We start from the raw sequence: 19,880 nt of genomic DNA on the forward strand, positions 1-19,880 counted from the left end.
CTGCGTGTTCAACATGCTTTGTTATAATTATGTTAAAGGCTAGTTTTAGTTCAAAGGTTCTTCAAGAAATTAAATGCGAATAAATTATATACAATTGAGAAAATGAATTTCAGTTTAACGATTGCCAACTTTGAAATGTAATTGAGAACGATTTACATTAATTAAGAGAGAAACTGAGATGCTTTTCATTGAAAAGTGTCTAATAGGTAGGTTCCCTACTAAGGAAAGACAAATATGACTGCACCAATTACTCAATGGCTGGCACGAGATCCTGACCCTAAAACTCGTGAAGAGTTACAGCACTTAGCTGACACCAATAATGAACAAGAGCTTTCTGACCGTTTTGGCTCCCGTCTTGCGTTTGGTACCGCAGGTCTGCGCGGTAAAGTCGGTGCCGGTCCAAATCGCATGAACCGTCTCGTGATTCAAGAAACGGCCACTGGTCTCGGTCACTACCTCATTGAACAAGTAAAAGACTCATTCTCTCGAGGCGTTGTTATTGGCTACGATGGTCGCCCAGATTCGAAGCAGTTCGCGCACGATACCGCTTCAGTACTAACCGCTTTAGGCATCAAGGTTTACCTAACCTACAAAGTAGCAGCGACACCAATTGTTGCTTTTGGCGTTCGTGAGTTAAATGCCGCGGCCGCTGTCGTTGTAACAGCCAGTCATAATCCTCCTGAGTACAATGGCTTTAAAGTATATTGGGGAAATGGCGCACAAATCATTCCACCGCACGACTCTGGTATAGCAGCTAAGATCGATGAAGCAACGACAAAGCCACTGCCGCTCATGTCTCTAGACGATGCGAAACAGCAAGGTCTATTGGTTTGGTTAGAGGATGAGTACTACCAAGCTTACCGAAAAGCAATGAATGAAAACCCGCTGCTGACACCCGATAACAACACCGACATTTCTATCGTTTACACGGCAATGCACGGTGTAGGCGCAGACATGGCAGAAACGCTGCTTGCGGATGCTGGCTTTAACAAAGTGGCAAGTGTCTCAGAACAGCGCGAACCGGATGGTGCTTTCCCAACCGTTAACTTCCCTAACCCAGAAGAAGCGGGCGCTATGGACATGGTCATGGCGCTAGGTAAATCAGTTGACGCAGACATTGCCTGCGCCAACGACCCAGATGCGGACCGTTTTGCTGTCGCAGTAAAACGCCCTAATGGCGAATATCAAATGCTAACAGGAGACCAAGTCGGCTCACTGTTTGGTGATTACTTACTACAAGATCAACCAAATGCACTGGTCGGCAATACAATTGTGTCTTCTCGCCTATTGAGCAGTATTGCAAAAGCACACGGCGCAGAATACTACCAAACGCTAACCGGATTTAAGTGGCTAACGAACGTGGCAATGACTCAAGAGACTGAGGCCAATCCATTCTTGTTTGCTTACGAAGAAGCGCTAGGCTACACGGTAGGCAACAAGGTATGGGATAAAGATGGCCTATCTGCATTGGTCGCTTTCTCTCAATTGACTGGCAAACTGAAAGCAGAAGGCAAAACGCTTTGGGACAAACTCGAAGAGCTATACCGTCAACACGGCTTCTACTTCAACGCACAACGCAGCATTTCGCTTGATCCTAAATCCCCCCCAATCGGTGACAAACTTCGTGCGAATCCACCAAAAGCAATCGCAGGTATTCGTATTAACGTGATAGAAGATCTGAAATCATCACTTCGTTTTGTCATCGACGGTCCAACAGAAGCGATCAACCTGCCAGCAAGTGACGTTCTGATCTACCACTTAGAAGACAAATCTCGTGTGATTGTTCGCCCTTCTGGCACTGAGCCTAAGTTGAAGTGTTACTATGAAGTGATCAGCGACTTCCCTACAGATGTGGACTACGAGCAAGCAAGCCAAGCTGCAGAAGCGAAGATGAACGCGTTGATTGAAGCACATCAGCAAAGCTTTTGAGCAGCGCTGAACAATAAGGCAAATAGCAAAAAAGGTTCACCGAGCGATTCTGTTCTCGGCTCAAGCTTGAATTCAATCTTCATTACAGCCACTTCTAGAAATCGACCCGATACTAAAAAGCCAGCGAGTGCTGGCTTTTGTTAGAAAATCTGATTGTTCTTACAAATTACATCGCGAAGCTACTTAGTATCCACACGGCAAGGATCACGAACACCAAGCCCATAAACTTGCCTTGGTACATGCGGAACTTTTCGTTTTCCAGTAATCCTTTACCTAAAGTCCCCGCCAGCGCAACAAGCAATAAGTTGAACAGTAAACCAAGCACATTTAGCACCAATCCCAACGCGAGCATTTGTTCACCAGAAGATGCGGTAATGTTGCTAGATACAAATTGAGGTAAAAACATGACGAAGAACACCAGTGCTTTCGGGTTAAGCAAGTTACTCATCAACGCACGCTGGTAATAGGTCGACGCCATCTTATTCTTCTGATCAAGCTCAGGTGCTGATGCCGCCTCTGCTTGCAAGCAATCCCACCCCATTTTCAGCAAGTACGCGCCACCAAGTAGATGAAGCACTTTTAACGCGATTGGACTCATCGCAATTAAGGTCGATACGCCCATCGCTGCCAGCAAGGTTAAGATTACGCCTGATGTCGCATTGCCTAAACTTGCGAACAAACCGACTTTCTTACCATAACTCATGCTAGAGCTGGCTATTAGCAGCATGTCAGGTCCAGGCAATAGAAGAAGTGCAATAACAGCGGTGAGATAAACAGGGAGTACAGATAAATCGATCATGGTGGAACTAGCTATTCAAAAACAGGCGGCGGATCTTATACCAATGAATGGATAACAACCAGACAAAATGTCCAAGTAAAAAGCTAAATACAGAAAATACAAAAGGTTTAATATTCAACTTTAAAACAATTAACCTTTTTTCTGTTCATTTTTAATACTGATAGCAATTTCGTACAAAAATAAGCAGGATGGTTTCGGTAAACTCGAAAGGACTTTATGTAGAGACATTAAGCTTAAACATCACGAACAAAGATGAAAGAGAAGAATAAGGAAGTTGCGACTTTTAAAATTGCTCAAGAGCTGGGCAGCTTAGAGCAGCTTGTTGCGTTATGCTAGCCCTGCGGTGTTTACCGCAATGGGCACACATTGTATTTATGTCAGGGGTGAACTTGGCAAAAATCCATTTATATTGCCAGCCACAGTGGCAGTCTCAGTTGCTTACCTGTGACGAAAATGTCTTACTGACTACCATCGCTAGTATGATCACATTTTTACTGCTTCGAGTTTGATTGTAAGCGGCAATTAAGTAGCCAACCATTCGATTTCTAGTAAGGTGATTTCCCCACACTTCAAACGACCAAGGAAGACATCACCTTGATGGACTTCTCCTACGCCTTTTGGCGTACCGGTCATCACCACATCACCGTCTTCTAAAGATGTGTAACTCTTAAGCTCATCCAGAATGGTCATTGGCGGGTAAAGCATCTGCTTAACGTGTCCTTTCTGAACATGAACACAGTTAATCAACAGTTCTAAATGGAGATCGTCTATATCTATCCCCTCAAGAGGGCGAAAACGACTGAACACCGCTGAGCCATCAAACGCTTTGGCACGCTCCCAAGGTAGCCCTTTTTCTTTGAGAGTTGACTGCAAACCACGCTTGGTTAGATCTAAGCCAAGCCCTACCGCACTGTATTGACCGTTTTTGATCGAAAAACAGATTTCTGCTTCGTAATGCAGAGGTTCTTGATGAAATGCGGTGAGCTTAGTTGAGACAGAAGTCGCTGGCTTATTGAATACGACCATCTGCTCTGGCATCGCATTATTGAGCTCTTGAATATGCTCAGCATAGTTGCGTCCAACGCACAGAACTTTGCCAACTTTGACATTCTTTTCTTCAACCTGAATGACGCTCATTGCTCTTCCCTGCAAAACAAAGGCAACATCATAATCTAAGCCTTTGAGTTACTAACACTAATTATCAATTCTGGATATTAAAAATAAGACATTCAGCCCGTTTTTATCAAGCTGACACACCACCATTGAGTAAATAACGGAGTTAAAAAAAGCCAGCACGATGCTGGCTTATAAAACAACTAGGACAAGTTGCTATTATAGGTAGTAACGAGCACCGAACGCCCATTTGTCGTCTGTTTTACGATTGTTAGCATCGTTTAGGTCAAACTGGTAACCAGCGAAGCCAACAAACTTAGAAGTGAAGTTGTACTCTGCTTGAACCGCCATTTGTTCACGTGCAGTTTCAGTCGAGCTTGCTTTAGTCGCTTTACCTTCAACCATTTCGTAGTTCAGGCTTAAGTTTAGGCTGCTTGGCAGTGCATAAGCGACTAACGCTTCGTACGTATCACTATCAGCTAGACGAGTTTTGCCATCAAAGTTCATGTTTTCGTTTGAACCGTAAACAGCAGCTACGTACAGGCCTTTACCGTAAGAACCGTAAGCTGCAGATACTAGGTGAGATTCAGCCGTTTCTTTCTTAGAACCAAATGCCGTGAAGTCACCCGTGTTGTACGTGTAACCAAGCTTCGCGTCCATGATTGAGTATGATAGCGCAAGTTGCATACGGTCATCGTAGTTTGCACCGTCAACAATTTGATCCTTGTCGTTGCGAGAAAACTTGTCTTTCGCACCTTGCCAACCTAGACCAAAGCCAAGCTTACCCGCTTCACCAAGTTCGATAGCGTTACGGTAAGAAAGCATTTTGTCTGCACGGCCAGTACCAAGGTTACTGTGGTCATCGTAGATAAAGTCGTTCGCAAACGCGATTGGCATATCTGCAACACCCGCTACATCGTAGTAAGGTGCCCACTGAGTACCACCCACTGCACGACCATATACATCGTGAGTTAGGCCTAGGTAACCAAGACGAGTTGTGAATGAGTTTTCGCCACCGTTTAGGAAGTTAAGAGCCCATTCACCACGAGCGTCAACAGTGAAACCTTCACCGATATCGTGAGTTGCATTAACGTTGATACGTGAAGAGTTTGTACCTACATCTGTGTCACCTTGCTCAGAACCATTTAGGTTAACAGAAACATGACCGCCAATAGAGAACGTTGTACCATCATTATTATATAGCTCTACTGCTACTGCTTGAGTACCAAAAGTTGCTGCTGCGATTGCTGCTGCTAGGAATTTCTTATTCATTATAAAGTCCATGTATTTATTCGTTTGTACGTCAGTTTTATTCAAAAGCTCACAGGGCATTTATTACGCCCATTTCAAGTCACCTTTGCGTAACAACTGTGCGTCACTTTATTGCAATAGTTCCCTTTGGTAGAGTAAAAAAATCTAATTAACTAGAAAGAGGCTTCCGTTTCCCCACCCAAAAATGCAACACATCGCGATAAAAACCTAAAATACAAAACAATTTGTTACTCCACCTGTCATTTATTGAGCTAAACAACTGAAAGAACATATTTTAAATCACAGTTACAGACTGGTAGCAGTTACAGTTTGCGTAGACAAACCTCTTCACAAACTTTTTTAAAGAAATATTCAAATAAAATAACTAAAAAAAATAAACACATGCCTTCAACCCTATGTGTTCATCAACCACTATTGAACCACCCTCTCTAACAGAAACAAAATTGCAATAAAATCATAACCTAACAGAAATCTACCTTTCATTTTTACCGTTTACCTTAGCCTCATCAATACAGCGGGCAAGAAAGCCCATCGATAACAAATAAGGTAAATAAAAAATGAAAAAGGCAGCACTTTCTACTGCAATTCTTACAGCATTGGTATCAACATCATCTTTTGCAGCAATGGTTTATAAAGATGGTGGCACAGAATTAAAACTCGGTGGTCGCGTAGAATTCCGAGGTGACTTTATTGGTTCCAGCGGTGCTGAAGTTGACGGTTCTATGGAAGATAAGTCACGTGCGCGTGTAAACCTAAAAGGTAAGACTGACATCGGTAACGGTCTGTCTGCATTTGGTGTTTACGAAGCAGAACAAAAAACCGGTAAAAGCGAATTTAAAAACCGTTATATGTATGTTGGCGTAAGCGCAGATGCAGGTCGTTTCTCTGTAGGTCGTCAAGACATGGCTGCCGTTATCATCTCAGACATGACGGATATCACTGAGTTTTCTGGTGTTCAACAAGTCATTGACTCATCTTCAGATAAGCAGGATAGCGTTTTTGCTTACCGTGGCGAATTCGACGCTTTACAAGTTCAAGCCACTTACCAAGCAAACTCAAGTGACAAGCAAGACAAATACGGCATTTCGGGTCTTTACTCTCTATCAATGGGGCTTGACCTAGGTCTTGCATACTCAGGCGGTGATGTAGACAAAGATAACTCAGAAGACCAAATCCTTGGCGGTATCGCATACTCGCTAGATAACCTTTACCTTGCAGGTACTTACTCACAAGGTGCACTCACAGATTCTGAAGACTTTACCGCTTATGAGCTACTTGCAAGCTACAAGTTAGCCAGTAAGTTTACAGTCGCAGGTTTATACACTTTCCAAGAAAATGCCCCAAATAGCGCTGCAAAATACGATGCGGTTGAAGGTTTTGATCTTGTGGGTTACTACAAACTAAACAGCAACTTCCGCACTTATTTGTCTTACTACATGAACCAACTTGATAAAGAAAAAAATGAATTCGGTGACGTAATTAAAGGTGAAGACACCTTGCGTATAGGTGTTCGTTACGACTTCTAACCATAACTTCCAATCAAAACGATATCGTAGCAAGTTTTTGACCGGCGCTTCGTGCCGGTCATTTTTAATCAGGATAAAATCTGGAGATTGTCTACTGCAATCCAACTGCCCTCTTTTAATCCATTCATTCCCGAAATTAGTGCAATCCCTCTAGCCCCACCAATAATAAAACAATACAAATCAACAAGTTAATAGTTGGCACACTAACTGCTACATTAAAACGGGCAAATGCATGGCAGCGTTTGTGCTTCTCGTTCTTTGTACCTACTTTAGTAGGCACGTCCTTTGAATTGGTAATGTTGCCTCCCTATCGGAGGCATTTTTTTATTGGCTACCCCAACATTAGAACGTATGATCCTACCCATTGTTTAAAACCGGAAATATCCAATTGAATCATCATCCTGTCCAAGGCGCATGTTGGATGCTCGCCGCAGGCTTGGCATTCGCCATCGTCAATAACTTCGCTCAAATCGCAAGTATCCACTTTGGCGTACAATCCACTACCTTTGCGTTATTCCAATATGCTATTGCGTTATTTGCGATCTTGCCTTATCTAAAAACATTAGGCATCAGGCAGTCACTTAAAACTCAGCATTTCGGTTGGCACCTCTTTCGAATCTTTTTATCCGTTATTGGTATTCAGTTGTGGCTTTGGGCATTGGCGTATCCAGTGCCAATTTGGCAAGGCATCGCATTACTGATGACGTCCCCGTTATTTGCCACTGTTGGCTCTGGGTTGCTATTAAAAGAAAAAGTCGGTACCGCTCGCTGGATTGCCACTATTACGGGCTTTGTTGGCGCAATGATCATACTTGAACCATGGTCAGACTCCTTTACTTGGGCTACGTTGTTGCCCGTTGGTGCCGCTTTCTTTTGGGCAGCCTATTCACTGATGGTGAAAAAGATGTCGGTAAACGATCCGCCTTCGACGATGGTGGTTTATCTTTTGCTGTTGATTACTCCTTTCAATATCTTGTTAGCGGCTCCAACTTTCTCCATGCCGAATGAATGGAGCGTATGGGGGATCCTTATTCTGGCTGGCGTACTCACCGCCCTCGCTCAGTGGGCTATTGTTAAAGCATATGCCGTATCTGATGCTTCATTCGTGCAACCATTTGACCACGCAAAACTGCCACTTAACGTTTTTGCAGGTTGGCTGGTATTTGGTTGGGTTCCTCCTGGCCGATTATGGCTAGGAGCGGCGATTATCATTGGTTCAATAGCGTTTATTACTCATTGGGAAGCAAAAAAAAGAAAAGTGCGCTAAATTAAAACCGTGAGTTTTTAATTCTATGTTCGCATGAAGGAAAATCTGGATCACTCTATGGCACAACCAATCAAAATTACGCTATACCGCTGGGCTGGTAGCTGGGGACCATTCAAAGTAAATATCCCGTGTGGTGAGTGTACCCTTACGAAAGATATCCTTGCTGATACGTTTGAAAACGAATTAGCAGGCGTTCCCGTCGAATTAGACGTAAAAGATTGGTTGTCACATTGGTGGGAGCCTTTAACACTAGGTGCATGGCATGCCCCTATACTGGTCGTGGAAGGTAAAGTCATCAGCCAAGGGGAAGCACTAAACCGGGGCGTGCTTGTGCAGTCAGTTATTGCTCAATGGGCGAAACGAGACAAGCTTAAAGGTAACATCGTTTATGGTAAAGCGACATGCCCATACTGCATAAAAGCGAAGAAGTTATTGACTCAAGCTGGAGTGGATTACCAATATCATGATGTTGTTAAAGACAGTGCGGCACTATACCGAATGCTCCCAGAAGTGAAAGCCATCATTGGTGATAAAAAACCCGTTACTGTGCCCCAAATCTGGTTAGATGGAGAGTACATTGGAGGCGCAGACAATTTAGAAAAGTGGTTGGCAGAAAAAGGACTCGGTAAAGTATAGCGATCCCTAGCCAAACAGCTTAGAGTAAACGCCCCTTCTCATAGAAATCAAAAAGCCCTGATGGTTAATCAGGGCTTTTTGATTTAATTCGCTAGTTTTTTCATTAAGCGCGCAAACATTGAAGGCTTCTTCTTCGTTTTACCATAAAGCGCTTTATGCATGGCCTCTTTACCGATCATTTGACCCATGTAAACACCACCAAGTCCGTAACCCATGCTCTTCTCCTACGAAGTAATTGACTGGTTATGTTGTAATTTTACACCACAACCACACAAAAACAAGACACGCATCACGTTATCTTCGTAGCTTTATTACATAAATTTTTATTCTAGCGATAACTATTTTTATTGGCGCTTTGGCTGTTGGTAAGTTTTACCTGCCGCTTTGTATGTATCTTTCTGCTTGATTTCAAAGAAAGTTTCAAAAAACCATGCGGAAAATTTGATCAACTGGTCACCTTCATTCATGACATGTTCAACGAACTCTTGTTCTTCACCAGATTCGTCTTGATGAACTGTAATATGGTAAATGCGTTTTTCACCTTCAACTTCGGCAAGACCAAACTGACCAGTTAATGATTGTGCCGCTTGTGCGATCTCTTCTTCCTCACATGCTTTCAATAGTTCAAGTGCTTGAGGGAGGGTCTCTGTCTGATCAATTTCTTTTAGTAGTGTTTCAAACTCGTTCTGTTGCATGATTTCACCTAACGATTAACGGGTAGGCTACCTATAAGGTAACTGGCGTAATTTGCTGAGCATTTTAGAAAGGAGCTTGTTGCGTTGCAAGTAGATTCAACTTACATACCCAAGTAACCTCGAGAAGCTTGGTTCAACAAGAATGGCTAGGCTATATAACTTAGGAATGAACGACGTTGTTATCAGTCTGTCGATACAGGAAAAGATATTCCCTGAGCAAAACTCAAGCAGGTAAACGCACATAAAAGTGACCATACCGCGAAAGGCAAGCAGAGTAGCAACACATTCGTATTCGACTGTTCCTCGATTACCTAAAAATTCGATTAAAGGGTAAAAAACGCTAGTGAACAAAACAAAAAAGACCAAACGATGTTTGGTCTTTCTCTGCTCTATAGCACTGCTTTTGCTTTCTCTTTAAGCAGATTCTCCATCTCATTTCGATTAGCGATGAAACTCGCCATCTCTTTCTTCGGCACTGAACTCGCCATTGGGATGTTCGCACGCATCGCGTTCACCGGGCGACCATATTGAAGCAGTTCATAATGAAGATGAGGACCAGTCACACGCCCTGTTTTACCCGATAAGCCAATACGCTGACCTCGAGATACTTTCTGACCTTTTTTGACCAAGATCTTGCTCAAGTGTAAGTAACGTGTTTTATATTTATTTCCGTGCTCAATTACTACGTAATTCCCCGCATATGGGTGTTTACGCGTCATGATTACCGTACCGTCACCCGTTGACTCTACTGGCGTGCCATTAGGCACTGCCCAGTCAGTACCGTTATGGGGAGCAACCCGACCCGTTACAGGGTGAAGACGTTTAGGGTTGAAGCCGGAGCTAATACGCCAACTACGAGTGACAGGGTAACGCTGGAAGGCTCGTTGAAGGCTCTCACCTTTCGCACTATAAAATTGACCATCAGTATGAAGGTAAGCCGTTACTTCACGGCCACGGTTGTAAATCTTAATCGCTTCAATTTCGTTCTTACCAGTCGAAACACCATCAATGGTTTGAGAGCGGCGTACTACTTCAAAACGATCTCCAGCGCGCAAGTCTTTTCCAAAGTTAACCTGCTCTTTTAAAAGGCTCACTACTTGGCTAATTTCAGCAGAACTTAAACCTAGGCGATTTGCAGAAGAAGAGAAACTGCCATGAATCACGCCAACGAGCGCCTCTTGATGCCACACACCTGGAATCGAGATATCAGAGAAGTCATAGCTACCATCCTCGTTGCGTTGGTAAACCACTTTGTCTGCAATTGAGAATTGCAGTTCCATTTTCTCAAGTGCATCCGTTGACTCATTACGCCAAAACCGCAGAGTATTACCTGGCTTGAGGGTATCTAGAGCAAGGAAGTTTAGATCTGTTTCCATTACTTTCATCAACGAGCTGTAACCAAAACCTAGTTGACTAAATATGGAACTTAAATTGTCCCCAGCTTGAATTTGATACTCAAAGTTAGGGGGAGTGACAACTTCCGTCGTTGTCGCATCAAGAATTCTTTCAACAACCTGCGATTCTGGCAGGTTCAAGGCGATGGTTTTAGTAAGAGAAGACTCTTTGAAAGAGTGAGAAACACCAATCGCAACTAACACTGGCAAGGAGTACAACAGTAGCGCTTTACGACTTGCCAGATTCGGCAACCGTTTTGTTGTAATTTCATTTGTAGACACGGGAATTATCATCTCCTTTTAGCAAGGCTCATAGCTTATTCATTCCCAAATAAGAAATCACTAGTAAATTATGAGATCTAGCGCAAAAAATACTTATTTTTTTCATAAGTCGAAAAAACAATACTACTGTTGCATAAGTAGGTCATTGCCAACACGCTTTAAGGCTACGGAGGTCAATTGGTTTGGTTGTTCAGCCATCGCTTGATTTTCACCATGCTGAAGGTAAGTCAGCAAGATTTCTGTATCACTGGCCCACTCTAGATCTGACATTTGAATGCGGTCACCGATAAACACGCTATCAAGCAAAACCACTCGACTTGGTATTGGATCAAATTTAAACAACCCAACATAATAGAATGCGCCACTGCCTTGTGTTGTTACGATTACTGGGGCGACAAGCCAAGGTGTTCCCGCAATATCTCGCTGAGCGATAAATGCCGTCGGCACAACAACCTCTCCTTTTGTTGCGCCAGCATCATATTGCCCTTTCAAAAAACCATGTTCTTTGTCCCATTCTTCAAGGAAAGTAACGGCGCCTTGCTCAGGTACTTGGATTGTCCATGGGTTTTGTGATTGAATTCCCAACACTTCTGCGATGATAGAATTCGATTGAAGCTGCACTTGAGGAAATTTCGCCATGATGTCTTCATCGGACAAGCTAAAGCGATAAACACCAGCGATCACAACCATGGCCAGCAATATAATCGGGATCAAAAGAATAAGTGGAATTGGGAGAAATTTCCTACGAGTCATGGAGACTTCCTTGTGTTCTCGTTCTCATTAATGATCGGAGTATATACCAATTAATGCCTTTAACTTCAAACCTCGCTTCTTTCATTACTTCAAGTGTTTCAAAATTAAACTAAACTATAATACCCAAGTAGCTTTAAGATACCGAGCTCAGAGCGTTATCATCGATTAAAGGTTTAGCACCTCTCAATCTTCAAACCGTCGCCACGTTTGTAAACCAACTCAAGCTCATCGAGCCAACGTTTCTTAGTTATTTAGGCATATCAAGGATAATTGGTAGGTAATGACAATGAAGTGTAATATTCATACATGCGAATGTGCCTGTGGTTTAGTTCAATTGCGCTGTACAGGCGAACCCGTTCGTACTTCTATACGCCACTGTTTTGAGTGCCAAAAAAGAACAGGGAGTGTATTCGGCGTTCAAGCAAGATTCAAAAAACATCAAGTTGTTCTCAATGGTAACGTCATTTCTTTTACCCGAATCAGTGATCTGGGAAACAACGTTCAATATGAGTTCTGTCCTGCTTGTGGAACGACCATGCGCTTACTACTTTCAAACGTACCAGGTTATGCCATTATCCCGATTGGATTATTTGACAATAAAGAGTTTCCTAACCCAACAATTTCAATTTATGAACAAAGAAAACACGGTTGGGTAAGCTTTGAATGTACGATGGAACACATCGATTAATTTCCTAGCCAGCCCAGCTTAGAACCGATTAACGTTCAAATCACTGCCACATCTATACACTAAGTCATTCTCACAGAGCCTCGCATCTCTAGGTTATTTGGGTATATAATCCTGACCTAACATTGATGAGGTTTTATTGTGATTTCCAGACTTCCTCGTTGGGTCGAGTATGGCGCTTTTCTACTGGCCCTCCTTGCAGGTTGCGTCAATGCTGTAGGTCTACTTGGCTTTCAGCATCAAGCGATAACGCATCTTTCAGGAACCGTAACTCAGCTAGGCAATAGCTTACTAACTGGTGTGGAAGGTTCCATTCACCTGCTTTTCATCGTTTTCAGCTTTTTGATTGGTTCTGCGTTCAGTGGTTTTTTTATTGAAAGTACTGCACTTAAGCTTGGCCGCCGTTATGGTATTGCCCTCTGTATTGAGGGGGGGCTACTGCTTCTGAGTTTAGGCTTTTTAGTTCAAGGGGATGTATACGGTCAATATCTCGCTTCTGCCGCATGTGGCTTACAAAACGCAATGATCACCACCTTTAGTGGCGCAGTGGTAAGGACCACCCACATGACCGGTATTATTACCGACCTTGGAATCATGATTGGTGAAAGTCTACGTGGACGTCAATTTGATCGGCGTAAAGCTAAACTTTTTGTATTCATATTCTTTGGCTTTTTACTCGGTGGTACCGCTGGCGCAGCCCTTTTTAATGTTTATGACCTCTATGCGCTCGCATTCCCTGCGATGTTATCATTCATCATTGCATTTGCTTACTGGGGTTACTTAGCCCAATTAGAAAGAAACAAAACGGCCTAATGAGATGTGGCGGTTTAAGCACTCTGTTTACACCGTCATGTCACGCTCAAATTTTTCTCATCATGTAGAACAAAACACATTATGACACGGTTTTTTCGTTAGAACTTCGTGCTGTTATCCGCCATATACAATAACCTCACTACATCAAATTCCCATTACACATTTGTGATTAACGTCACATTTTCTCGATTTATTACTGCTTTAGTCACACTGTACTTCATAACCAAGAACATACCTCGGTCAAAATGCTACAATTTTCTAACACATATAACCCGTTCATATACAACAGCCTGAACTTCGCTAATATCACCGAGAAAACAGCTGAATAACTAGATGTATTTAATGAATAGTATTGCCATGGATACAGTTTGCGGGTAACCTCCACTCACTGTGATTAAATACGGATGTTTAGTGAATACTTATGTCATACAACATGGCAACTATTGACTAGTAGTAACACGAGAAAAAAAATATGCACAACAATACGAATGCTGCCGATGCACCTAAGGGCAACTTTTGGATGTTTTTCATCCCATCGCTAATTGGTCTTCTACTCTTCATGGCACCTATCTCTTATGACGGTGGCTTGACTATTCCTGTAGCGGTAATGGCGAAAGTCATTCCTGCTTTTCTTGGCGATACCCTTATCACTATCGTCACCATCATTATTGCGTTTATGGCTGTAGCATCCATTCTTTGTAAAATCTTCAAGCCAGCTGCCATTCTTCGTAGCGGTTTCCTTAACGGCCTTTTTAACCCATCGCCACTTTGGTTATTCATTCGCCTAATTGGTGGAATTGCAGTCCTAATGACATTTTTCCAGGTAGGTCCGAAAGCGATCTGGGAAGAAAATACCGGTGGACTCGTTCTAACAGGGCTTTTACCAACGCTATTTGCGGTGTTCATCTTTGCTGGCCTGTTGTTACCATTACTGCTTAATTTTGGTCTTCTTGAATTATTTGGTGCACTGCTAAGTAAAATTATGCGCCCAGTATTTAATCTGCCGGGTCGTAGTGCGATTGATTGTATGGCTTCTTGGCTAGGCGATGGCAGTGTCGGTATCCTTCTAACGAGTAAACAGTATGAAAATAACTTCTACACTCAGCGCGAAGCTGCCGTAGTTGGTACCACATTCTCAGCGGTATCAATTACATTTAGTTTGGTTGTTATCGCTCAGGTTCAACTGGAACATTTATTCCTACCATTCTATGGTGCAGTTTGTTTAGCTGGTGTCGTTGCCGCAATTATTATTCCTCGCTTGCCACCTTTGAGCTTTAAGAAAGACACCTACATGGATGGCAGTCAACCTCAAAAAGATGCCGATGCAGTGCCTGCGGGTCATACAAGATTCTCTTGGGGTATGGATTTGGCGCTTAAACGAGCAGGCCAAGTTACTTCGTTCCAGTCAGTATTTAAAGAAGGCGTGCACAACGCTATCGATATGGTCTTTGGCGTACTGCCAGTCGTGATGGGTATGGGTACTGTTGCGTTAGTGATTGCTGAATACACATCTATATTTGAAATTCTAGGGCAACCATTCATTCCCTACTTAGAGCTGCTACAAATCCCTGAAGCTGCTGCAGCGTCGCAAACTATTGTTGTTGGCTTTGCTGATATGTTTATCCCTGCGATTTTAGCCGCTTCTATCGATAACGAAATGACGCGCTTTGTGATCGCAGCGATGTCAGTAACTCAGCTTATCTACATGTCTGAAGTCGGTGCGCTATTATTAGGTAGCAAGATCCCTATCAACATCGTAGAGCTGTTTGTTATCTTTATTCTACGTACCTTGATTACGCTTCCTGTCATTGCCGGTGTCGCTCACCTCATTTTCTAAAATAAATAAATTTCAAAGGCTCCATAATATTGGGGCCTTTTTTATAAATCCATACATAATTAAGCCCACTTTAATTAAAAACCTCTCTGAAACAGGTAGATACCGCAAAGCCTCATGGCAATCCCCCTCTGACTTGATAGATTTAAATAAATTGAAAGTAAATGAAATCTAATCCATAAATTTCATTGCTGCTTATTACGGTGTCCTTACTATCAACACAGCAAGTAATGACGATCCGCACTCAAATCCAACAGCACATTGATTCAAGCGTCCATGAAATTCTATCCAGTGTTGGGATGATCGTAGAGTCTGAGATACAAGCAAAAAAAGACCTTGCGCAATCGACCACAGAGATCATTGAAATCGAACCTGCCAATCATAACCATATCCAGGAAATGATTGAAAAATCGACATTAAAATCCGGTTTTCTAACCATTGCTTTAGGCTATGATAAGAACGGTTTTCTACTTGAAAATGATGACTCTTGGGAAGCAGACGCAAGCTTTGATCCACGCCCACCCTGAGAGCAAATACAATGGTGAAAAACTATCTAGCTACTTGCCTCAAGCAAACTTACAGCGAGGTTCTCAGCATATAGAGATAAACGGAAATGACTTTATGGTTGTGCTGATCCACATTCCAAGTGAAAACTGGTACGTCGGTGCCATTGTTGATGAAAACATTGCCTATGCTTCTGTGACAACACTGCGCAACAATGCCATCATCTATTCTTTAATTGCGGTATTCACGTCAATCATTGCACTTACTATTCTTATCCGTCCTTTATTGCGCCCTCTTGATGAACTCAATAACGCACAATTCAAGCCGCTGCTTCTGGCGACGGTGATCTGACTCAACGTTTGAATACGAAAACTGACCACGAGTTTGCTGACCTCGCAAAAGGCTTTAATACCTTTATGGATAATTTGCAAAATCAAATGATCGAATCGAAGCGGATTTCTAGTCAAATTCTAAGTGCAACGCGTGTGACTGCCGAGGTGCTCAAGATTCTGCTATTGCGATCCAAAACCAACTGCAAGAATTGGCGCAATTGAAGCCGTGCGTGCCGGTGAATCAGGTCTTAACTTCGCGGTTGTTGCGGATGAAGTTCGTACACTTACACAGCGAACGCATGATCGAAATCACTTGGATTATTGGTATTAGGCCATTTCAATGAATCGCCAAAAATCACGTGAATTTATCAAGCCAAAAAGACAAAAGCCGCTTATCCATAAAGATAAGCGGCTTTTTCAATAATTTGACTTATAACAACCAGTAATTACACCGCTTGAGCAACCAATAGAAAACAACCAAACAGGAAGATCATGCTCATGCCAACGATACCACCGCCAGCTTCATATACGTCACTACTTGCTGCTGGCATACGACGAACCTTCATTGTCATCGATAGAGGAACAAACACCGCAAGGAAAACGAGAATGATTCCAGCATAGCTCAAGATAGCAAGGAAGTGCTCAGGAGCGAATATTGCGCCCAATAGTGGGAAAATAAAAGTTGCTATAAATACGACTGGTTTACTGACTTTCAAAAAATCAGCATTTTGGTCGTAAAGCGCCATCGCAACACCTAAAAAAGAGGTCAGCAAAGCCAAACCAGTAAACATTGACAGAATGAACTCTAGACCACTGTACTGTTGTCCTAATACAGAAATCAACTCAGATACATTCGAAAACTGTACAAGTTCATGTGGTGGTAAGTTGCCCACGACTGCAAATAGCCATAATAAGTAGCATACGAGTGGGATTGCTGAACCTATAATAATCATATTACGTAGGTCCGTTTTACTTGCTTCTTTGTTATAAGTCACTAAAGAAGGGATCACCACCATGAAACCGAAGCTAGTAAATAAAACAGAACTGGTTTTGATCAGCGTCAACTTGTCATCACTCACAACCTCACTTAAACCGTCAAACGACACATTTGGCGCTAGAGAAACTAGGGTAAGTACGAGTGCTGCGATCATACCGATGAACAAGCCACGGTTTAGCTTATCCACCACAGCAGTACCTGCAGAAACAATAAGACCGACCAGTACGGTAAAGACAACTTGACTGGTAATTGTCGAAACTGGAAGACCGATAGACGCCGTCACTTTTTGAACGAGATCGCCCGCGCCAATGATGTAAGCCATGAGGAGACAAACAAGTAAGGCATAAAGCAAGCCGTTAGTAATGACTTGACCACCTTTACCTAAGGTTTCACGAGCGATGGCATTCATACTCACACCACCACCGACTTTGCAGCTAGCTTCTAGTAAAAGTAAAGCAGCGTAGGTTGTTCCTGCCCAAATGACCAACATGAGAAGAGTACCCCAAAGAAGGCCGAATTGAGCAAGCACCATTGGTATAGCAAGCATACCAGCGCCAAGAGCAGTGCCTGCTATGATCAGGGAGCTGCCGACAAGTTTTAGGTTCACGGTTAATACCTCTAAATTTAATCCGTTAGTTGTGTACATATCGCGCATTTTTTGCGCGATCTACGGAAAGACCCAACCTTAATACCACTGGCAATCAGCGAACCAAAAGCCACAACTCATGAGGGTTCAATTCTGCATGAGCATGATTGCGTTAAGGGGATGCTTTTCCGGGCAAATTTTCGATTAACAGAATGGCTTATTTTGGGTTCGAAGCAAAATCAGCGTATCTTTTCGTCAATCCCATCTCTGCTTAATGGGTTTGGTTCGAAAGGATTGTATGGCATAAACTGGAGAATTGAAAAGAAAAAGGCCCGCCTCATAGCAATTTATTTTAACAACTCGAGTCTTTTACCGCTTACATGCTGAGGTTTTAAACTGGAATTAGGCATTTATCGCTAGATGGCGACCAAAGAGTGAAAGCGCGTGTGTCGCTTCGGCGTGTACAATAGAATTTACAGTTTGTGTTCAGCCATTAGAAATCCATGGCATAGCCTCGAGCAGTCAATACCGTTATTATTATTTCTGTTCCGATTGATTTCGGTTCACATACCTCTAAACGCTGATTTACGGTTCGAAAATTTAGGTAAATGAGTGTCTGAATGCTGGGCTTTATTTTCCCAGCATTTGCATCTTTCCCTGCCCCCTAACACACCAACTTTACGCAAATTCTGTTGCGGTGTATCCACTCGTTTGCGTATTGCCTGATAAACCATCATAACTCTTTATCTAGCCCCCATGTGAGGATAATATCTTTAATAACGCCTTGAAAACTCGACGTCTGCTCTTTCTCTTTATCTATGAAGTAACACGCTAACTCAAATACAACGTGACTGAACCAGTATTTGCGCTCAAATTTACCCATTTGATTCAACAGTTGCATCCTGCGTAAAGCAGACGTACACTTAATCGTAATTCGACGATGAACTATTAAGGCCAGCGAATGAGTGATAAATGCAACGACAAGTGCGAAGTTGCTTTTCAGACAACGCAACAACAACTCGAGAATGAACAAACTCTGGCAGCACAAGCGAAAGCTTTATCCCATCCAGCACGTTTGCGTATTCTGCATATCCTGCACACTCTCGATACCATGGGCGGTTGCTTGAACAGTGATTTGGTTTCTGAACTGGGTCTTGCACAATCTACGGTTTCAGAGCACTTGCGTATTCTTAAGCAAGCAGGCTTTATCAGCGCGGAACCAAACCCACCTAAAGTCTGTTACCGCATTCAACGCGACGCCTTTGAACAGTTCAATCTAGGATTTTCTAAGTTATTTGATTAATTGCCTTTGCACGCTGATAAGGTGTGTAGAGATAAACTGTACCTTTAATCATCGCCTTTCGACGATAAACGAACAAGAGAACACTATGACGACCCACGTTTTAAACAGTGCCAACAACAAAATGAGCTTCTTGGACCGTTACCTAACGGTTTGGATTTTTGTAGCAATGGCAATCGGTGTAGGTATTGGCGCAGCATTCCCTCAAGTTGCTGAGTGGAACGAGTCAATGTCAGTAGGCAGCACAAACGTGCCACTAGCAATTGGTTTGATTTTGATGATGTACCCGCCGCTAGCAAAGGTGAACTATAACTTGCTAGGCACAGTGACTAAAGATAAAAAAGCGATCACGCTGTCTTTGGTCATGAACTGGATTGTCGGCCCTATTTTGATGTTCATCCTTGCATTGATTTTCCTAGGTGATCATCCGGGTTACATGGTCGGTATCATTCTCATCGGTCTTGCTCGCTGTATTGCAATGGTGCTTGTATGGAACGATATCGGTGGCGGTAACAAAGAATACGGCGCAGCACTAGTTGCACTCAACAGTGCCTTCCAAATCGTGACTTACAGTGCCATGGCATGGTTGTTCATCACTGTCTTTCCGCCAGTCTTTGGTTACGACGGTTTCGTGGTGGATATCTCAATGATGGACATTGCGGAAAGCGTACTAATTTACCTTGGTATCCCATTCCTAGCGGGCTTTTTAAGCCGCAAATGGCTAGTCGCTGCGAAAGGTGAGCAGTGGTACAACGAGGTGTTCATCCCACGTATTTCACCCATAACGCTTATCGCCCTGCTCGCGACTATCGTGCTGATGTTCAGCTTGAAAGGCGAAATGATTTTGGAGCTGCCAATGGATGTGTTCCGAGTAGCCATTCCACTGGCTGTCTACTTCGTGTTGATGTTCTTTGTGAGCTTCTTCGTTGGTAAGAAAATGGGCATCGATTACGACAAGAATGCGTCGATTGCTTTCACGGCCACAGGCAACAACTTTGAGCTTGCGATTGCGGTTTCTATCGCGGTATTTGGCCTGAATTCAGACCAAGCCTTTGTTGGTGTGATTGGTCCACTGATCGAAGTGCCAGTATTGATTGCCTTGGTAAACATAGCACTCAGACTGAAGCAAAAATACTATAAATAGCCGAGTGTTATGACGATTG

21 protein-coding genes are annotated in these 19,880 nt (G+C 43.0%); 13 read left to right on the forward strand and 8 right to left on the reverse strand.

The genetic code is table 11. From position 1 onward, the window contains the following. Positions 1–234: 234 nt before the first annotated feature. Complete coding sequence (locus AK965_RS02665; protein WP_099078158.1) at positions 235–1,929, forward strand: phospho-sugar mutase; 1,695 nt, start codon at positions 235–237, stop codon at positions 1,927–1,929. Between the two features lie 166 nt (positions 1,930–2,095). On the opposite strand, the gene AK965_RS02670 is transcribed toward AK965_RS02665, so the two are convergent. The 3 genes from AK965_RS02670 to AK965_RS02680 all read right to left on the reverse strand — a co-directional run bounded on the left by AK965_RS02670 (position 2,096) and on the right by AK965_RS02680 (position 5,113). Beyond that, a complete protein-coding gene (locus AK965_RS02670; RefSeq protein WP_099078159.1) occupies positions 2,096–2,728 on the reverse strand; it encodes a LysE family translocator in 633 nt (210 codons plus the stop codon). A gap of 522 nt (positions 2,729–3,250) precedes the next feature. After that, complete coding sequence (locus AK965_RS02675; protein ID WP_099078160.1) at positions 3,251–3,865, reverse strand: fumarylacetoacetate hydrolase family protein; 615 nt, start codon at positions 3,863–3,865, stop codon at positions 3,251–3,253. A 195-nt stretch (positions 3,866–4,060) separates the two neighbouring features. Further along, positions 4,061–5,113, reverse strand: coding sequence for a porin (locus tag AK965_RS02680; RefSeq protein WP_099078161.1), 1,053 nt, complete (start codon positions 5,111–5,113; stop codon positions 4,061–4,063). Positions 5,114–5,670: 557 nt separating this feature from the next. Here AK965_RS02680 and AK965_RS02685 point away from each other — a divergent pair. The 3 genes from AK965_RS02685 (at position 5,671) to AK965_RS02695 (ending at position 8,542) form a co-directional block, all read left to right on the forward strand. Then, complete coding sequence (locus tag AK965_RS02685; protein ID WP_099078162.1) at positions 5,671–6,639, forward strand: porin; 969 nt, start codon at positions 5,671–5,673, stop codon at positions 6,637–6,639. A 421-nt stretch (positions 6,640–7,060) separates the two neighbouring features. After that, positions 7,061–7,906 (forward strand): DMT family transporter, encoded by an 846-nt coding sequence (locus tag AK965_RS02690; RefSeq protein ID WP_172438057.1) that lies wholly within the window; start codon positions 7,061–7,063, stop codon positions 7,904–7,906. Between the two features lie 57 nt (positions 7,907–7,963). Then, positions 7,964–8,542 carry a glutaredoxin domain-containing protein gene (locus tag AK965_RS02695; RefSeq protein ID WP_099078163.1) on the forward strand — a complete coding sequence of 193 codons (579 nt, stop codon included), beginning with the start codon at positions 7,964–7,966 and terminating at the stop codon, positions 8,540–8,542. A gap of 83 nt (positions 8,543–8,625) precedes the next feature. Here the strand turns inward: AK965_RS02695 and AK965_RS20835 are convergent, their stop codons facing one another. The 4 genes from AK965_RS20835 to AK965_RS02715 all read right to left on the reverse strand — a co-directional run bounded on the left by AK965_RS20835 (position 8,626) and on the right by AK965_RS02715 (position 11,666). Further along, on the reverse strand, positions 8,626–8,757 hold the full coding sequence (locus AK965_RS20835; RefSeq protein WP_099078164.1) for a hypothetical protein: 132 nt from the start codon (positions 8,755–8,757) through the stop codon (positions 8,626–8,628). Positions 8,758–8,886: 129 nt separating this feature from the next. Beyond that, positions 8,887–9,237, reverse strand: a complete 351-nt coding sequence (locus AK965_RS02705) for a hypothetical protein (protein WP_099078165.1) — start codon at positions 9,235–9,237, stop codon at positions 8,887–8,889. A 389-nt stretch (positions 9,238–9,626) separates the two neighbouring features. Then, on the reverse strand, positions 9,627–10,913 hold the full coding sequence (locus AK965_RS02710) for a peptidoglycan DD-metalloendopeptidase family protein (protein WP_099078166.1): 1,287 nt from the start codon (positions 10,911–10,913) through the stop codon (positions 9,627–9,629). Between the two features lie 123 nt (positions 10,914–11,036). Beyond that, on the reverse strand, positions 11,037–11,666 hold the full coding sequence (locus AK965_RS02715) for a hypothetical protein (RefSeq protein WP_099078167.1): 630 nt from the start codon (positions 11,664–11,666) through the stop codon (positions 11,037–11,039). A gap of 286 nt (positions 11,667–11,952) precedes the next feature. On the opposite strand from AK965_RS02715, the gene AK965_RS02720 reads away from it, so the two are divergent. From AK965_RS02720 to AK965_RS02745, 7 genes are all read left to right on the forward strand, one after another. Further along, the gene (locus AK965_RS02720) at positions 11,953–12,354 is read left to right on the forward strand and encodes a GFA family protein (protein ID WP_099078168.1); all 402 of its coding nucleotides are present in this window, start codon (positions 11,953–11,955) and stop codon (positions 12,352–12,354) included. Between the two features lie 138 nt (positions 12,355–12,492). Continuing rightward, positions 12,493–13,164, forward strand: a complete 672-nt coding sequence (locus AK965_RS02725; protein ID WP_099078169.1) for a YoaK family protein — start codon at positions 12,493–12,495, stop codon at positions 13,162–13,164. 472 nt (positions 13,165–13,636) lie between these two features. After that, positions 13,637–15,001 carry a YjiH family protein gene (locus AK965_RS02730; RefSeq protein WP_099078170.1) on the forward strand — a complete coding sequence of 455 codons (1,365 nt, stop codon included), beginning with the start codon at positions 13,637–13,639 and terminating at the stop codon, positions 14,999–15,001. Positions 15,002–15,228: 227 nt separating this feature from the next. Beyond that, complete coding sequence (locus AK965_RS20605; protein WP_099078171.1) at positions 15,229–15,525, forward strand: hypothetical protein; 297 nt, start codon at positions 15,229–15,231, stop codon at positions 15,523–15,525. Beyond that, on the forward strand, positions 15,470–15,853 hold the full coding sequence (locus tag AK965_RS20610; RefSeq protein WP_143699927.1) for a hypothetical protein: 384 nt from the start codon (positions 15,470–15,472) through the stop codon (positions 15,851–15,853). The genes AK965_RS20605 and AK965_RS20610 overlap by 56 nt, the downstream gene beginning before the upstream one ends. A gap of 8 nt (positions 15,854–15,861) precedes the next feature. Then, positions 15,862–16,056 carry a hypothetical protein gene (locus AK965_RS20615; RefSeq protein WP_253252651.1) on the forward strand — a complete coding sequence of 65 codons (195 nt, stop codon included), beginning with the start codon at positions 15,862–15,864 and terminating at the stop codon, positions 16,054–16,056. 4 nt (positions 16,057–16,060) lie between these two features. After that, the gene (locus tag AK965_RS02745; protein ID WP_301182218.1) at positions 16,061–16,165 is read left to right on the forward strand and encodes a hypothetical protein; all 105 of its coding nucleotides are present in this window, start codon (positions 16,061–16,063) and stop codon (positions 16,163–16,165) included. Between the two features lie 115 nt (positions 16,166–16,280). Here AK965_RS02745 and AK965_RS02750 read toward each other — a convergent pair whose 3' ends face one another. After that, positions 16,281–17,438 carry an amino acid permease gene (locus tag AK965_RS02750; RefSeq protein ID WP_099078348.1) on the reverse strand — a complete coding sequence of 386 codons (1,158 nt, stop codon included), beginning with the start codon at positions 17,436–17,438 and terminating at the stop codon, positions 16,281–16,283. Positions 17,439–18,378: 940 nt separating this feature from the next. Here AK965_RS02750 and AK965_RS02755 point away from each other — a divergent pair. Together AK965_RS02755 and arsB are read left to right on the forward strand one after the other, a co-directional pair. Beyond that, on the forward strand, positions 18,379–18,720 hold the full coding sequence (locus tag AK965_RS02755; RefSeq protein WP_099078174.1) for a helix-turn-helix transcriptional regulator: 342 nt from the start codon (positions 18,379–18,381) through the stop codon (positions 18,718–18,720). Positions 18,721–18,805: 85 nt separating this feature from the next. Then, on the forward strand, positions 18,806–19,861 hold the full coding sequence (arsB, locus tag AK965_RS02760; protein ID WP_099078175.1) for an ACR3 family arsenite efflux transporter: 1,056 nt from the start codon (positions 18,806–18,808) through the stop codon (positions 19,859–19,861). Positions 19,862–19,880 lie beyond the last annotated feature (19 nt).

It is taken from the genome of Vibrio sp. PID17_43 (assembly GCF_002608565.1).
Taxonomy (GTDB): domain Bacteria; phylum Pseudomonadota; class Gammaproteobacteria; order Enterobacterales; family Vibrionaceae; genus Vibrio.

What these genes read in the sequence shown, in the direction of transcription:
- AK965_RS02665 (WP_099078158.1), top strand. Translation starts at nt 235, where the DNA reads ATGACTGCACCAATTACTCAATGGCTGGCACGAGATCCTGACCCTAAA.
- AK965_RS02670 (WP_099078159.1), bottom strand. Translation starts at nt 2,728, where the DNA reads ATGATCGATTTATCTGTACTCCCTGTTTATCTCACCGCTGTTATTGCA.
- AK965_RS02675 (WP_099078160.1), bottom strand. Translation starts at nt 3,865, where the DNA reads ATGAGCGTCATTCAGGTTGAAGAAAAGAATGTCAAAGTTGGCAAAGTT.
- AK965_RS02680 (WP_099078161.1), bottom strand. Translation starts at nt 5,113, where the DNA reads ATGAATAAGAAATTCCTAGCAGCAGCAATCGCAGCAGCAACTTTTGGT.
- AK965_RS02685 (WP_099078162.1), top strand. Translation starts at nt 5,671, where the DNA reads ATGAAAAAGGCAGCACTTTCTACTGCAATTCTTACAGCATTGGTATCA.
- AK965_RS02690 (WP_172438057.1), top strand. Translation starts at nt 7,061, where the DNA reads ATGCTCGCCGCAGGCTTGGCATTCGCCATCGTCAATAACTTCGCTCAA.
- AK965_RS02695 (WP_099078163.1), top strand. Translation starts at nt 7,964, where the DNA reads ATGGCACAACCAATCAAAATTACGCTATACCGCTGGGCTGGTAGCTGG.
- AK965_RS20835 (WP_099078164.1), bottom strand. Translation starts at nt 8,757, where the DNA reads ATGGGTTACGGACTTGGTGGTGTTTACATGGGTCAAATGATCGGTAAA.
- AK965_RS02705 (WP_099078165.1), bottom strand. Translation starts at nt 9,237, where the DNA reads ATGCAACAGAACGAGTTTGAAACACTACTAAAAGAAATTGATCAGACA.
- AK965_RS02715 (WP_099078167.1), bottom strand. Translation starts at nt 11,666, where the DNA reads ATGACTCGTAGGAAATTTCTCCCAATTCCACTTATTCTTTTGATCCCG.
- AK965_RS02720 (WP_099078168.1), top strand. Translation starts at nt 11,953, where the DNA reads ATGAAGTGTAATATTCATACATGCGAATGTGCCTGTGGTTTAGTTCAA.
- AK965_RS02730 (WP_099078170.1), top strand. Translation starts at nt 13,637, where the DNA reads ATGCACAACAATACGAATGCTGCCGATGCACCTAAGGGCAACTTTTGG.
- AK965_RS20605 (WP_099078171.1), top strand. Translation starts at nt 15,229, where the DNA reads ATGACGATCCGCACTCAAATCCAACAGCACATTGATTCAAGCGTCCAT.
- AK965_RS02755 (WP_099078174.1), top strand. Translation starts at nt 18,379, where the DNA reads ATGAGTGATAAATGCAACGACAAGTGCGAAGTTGCTTTTCAGACAACG.
- arsB (WP_099078175.1), top strand. Translation starts at nt 18,806, where the DNA reads ATGACGACCCACGTTTTAAACAGTGCCAACAACAAAATGAGCTTCTTG.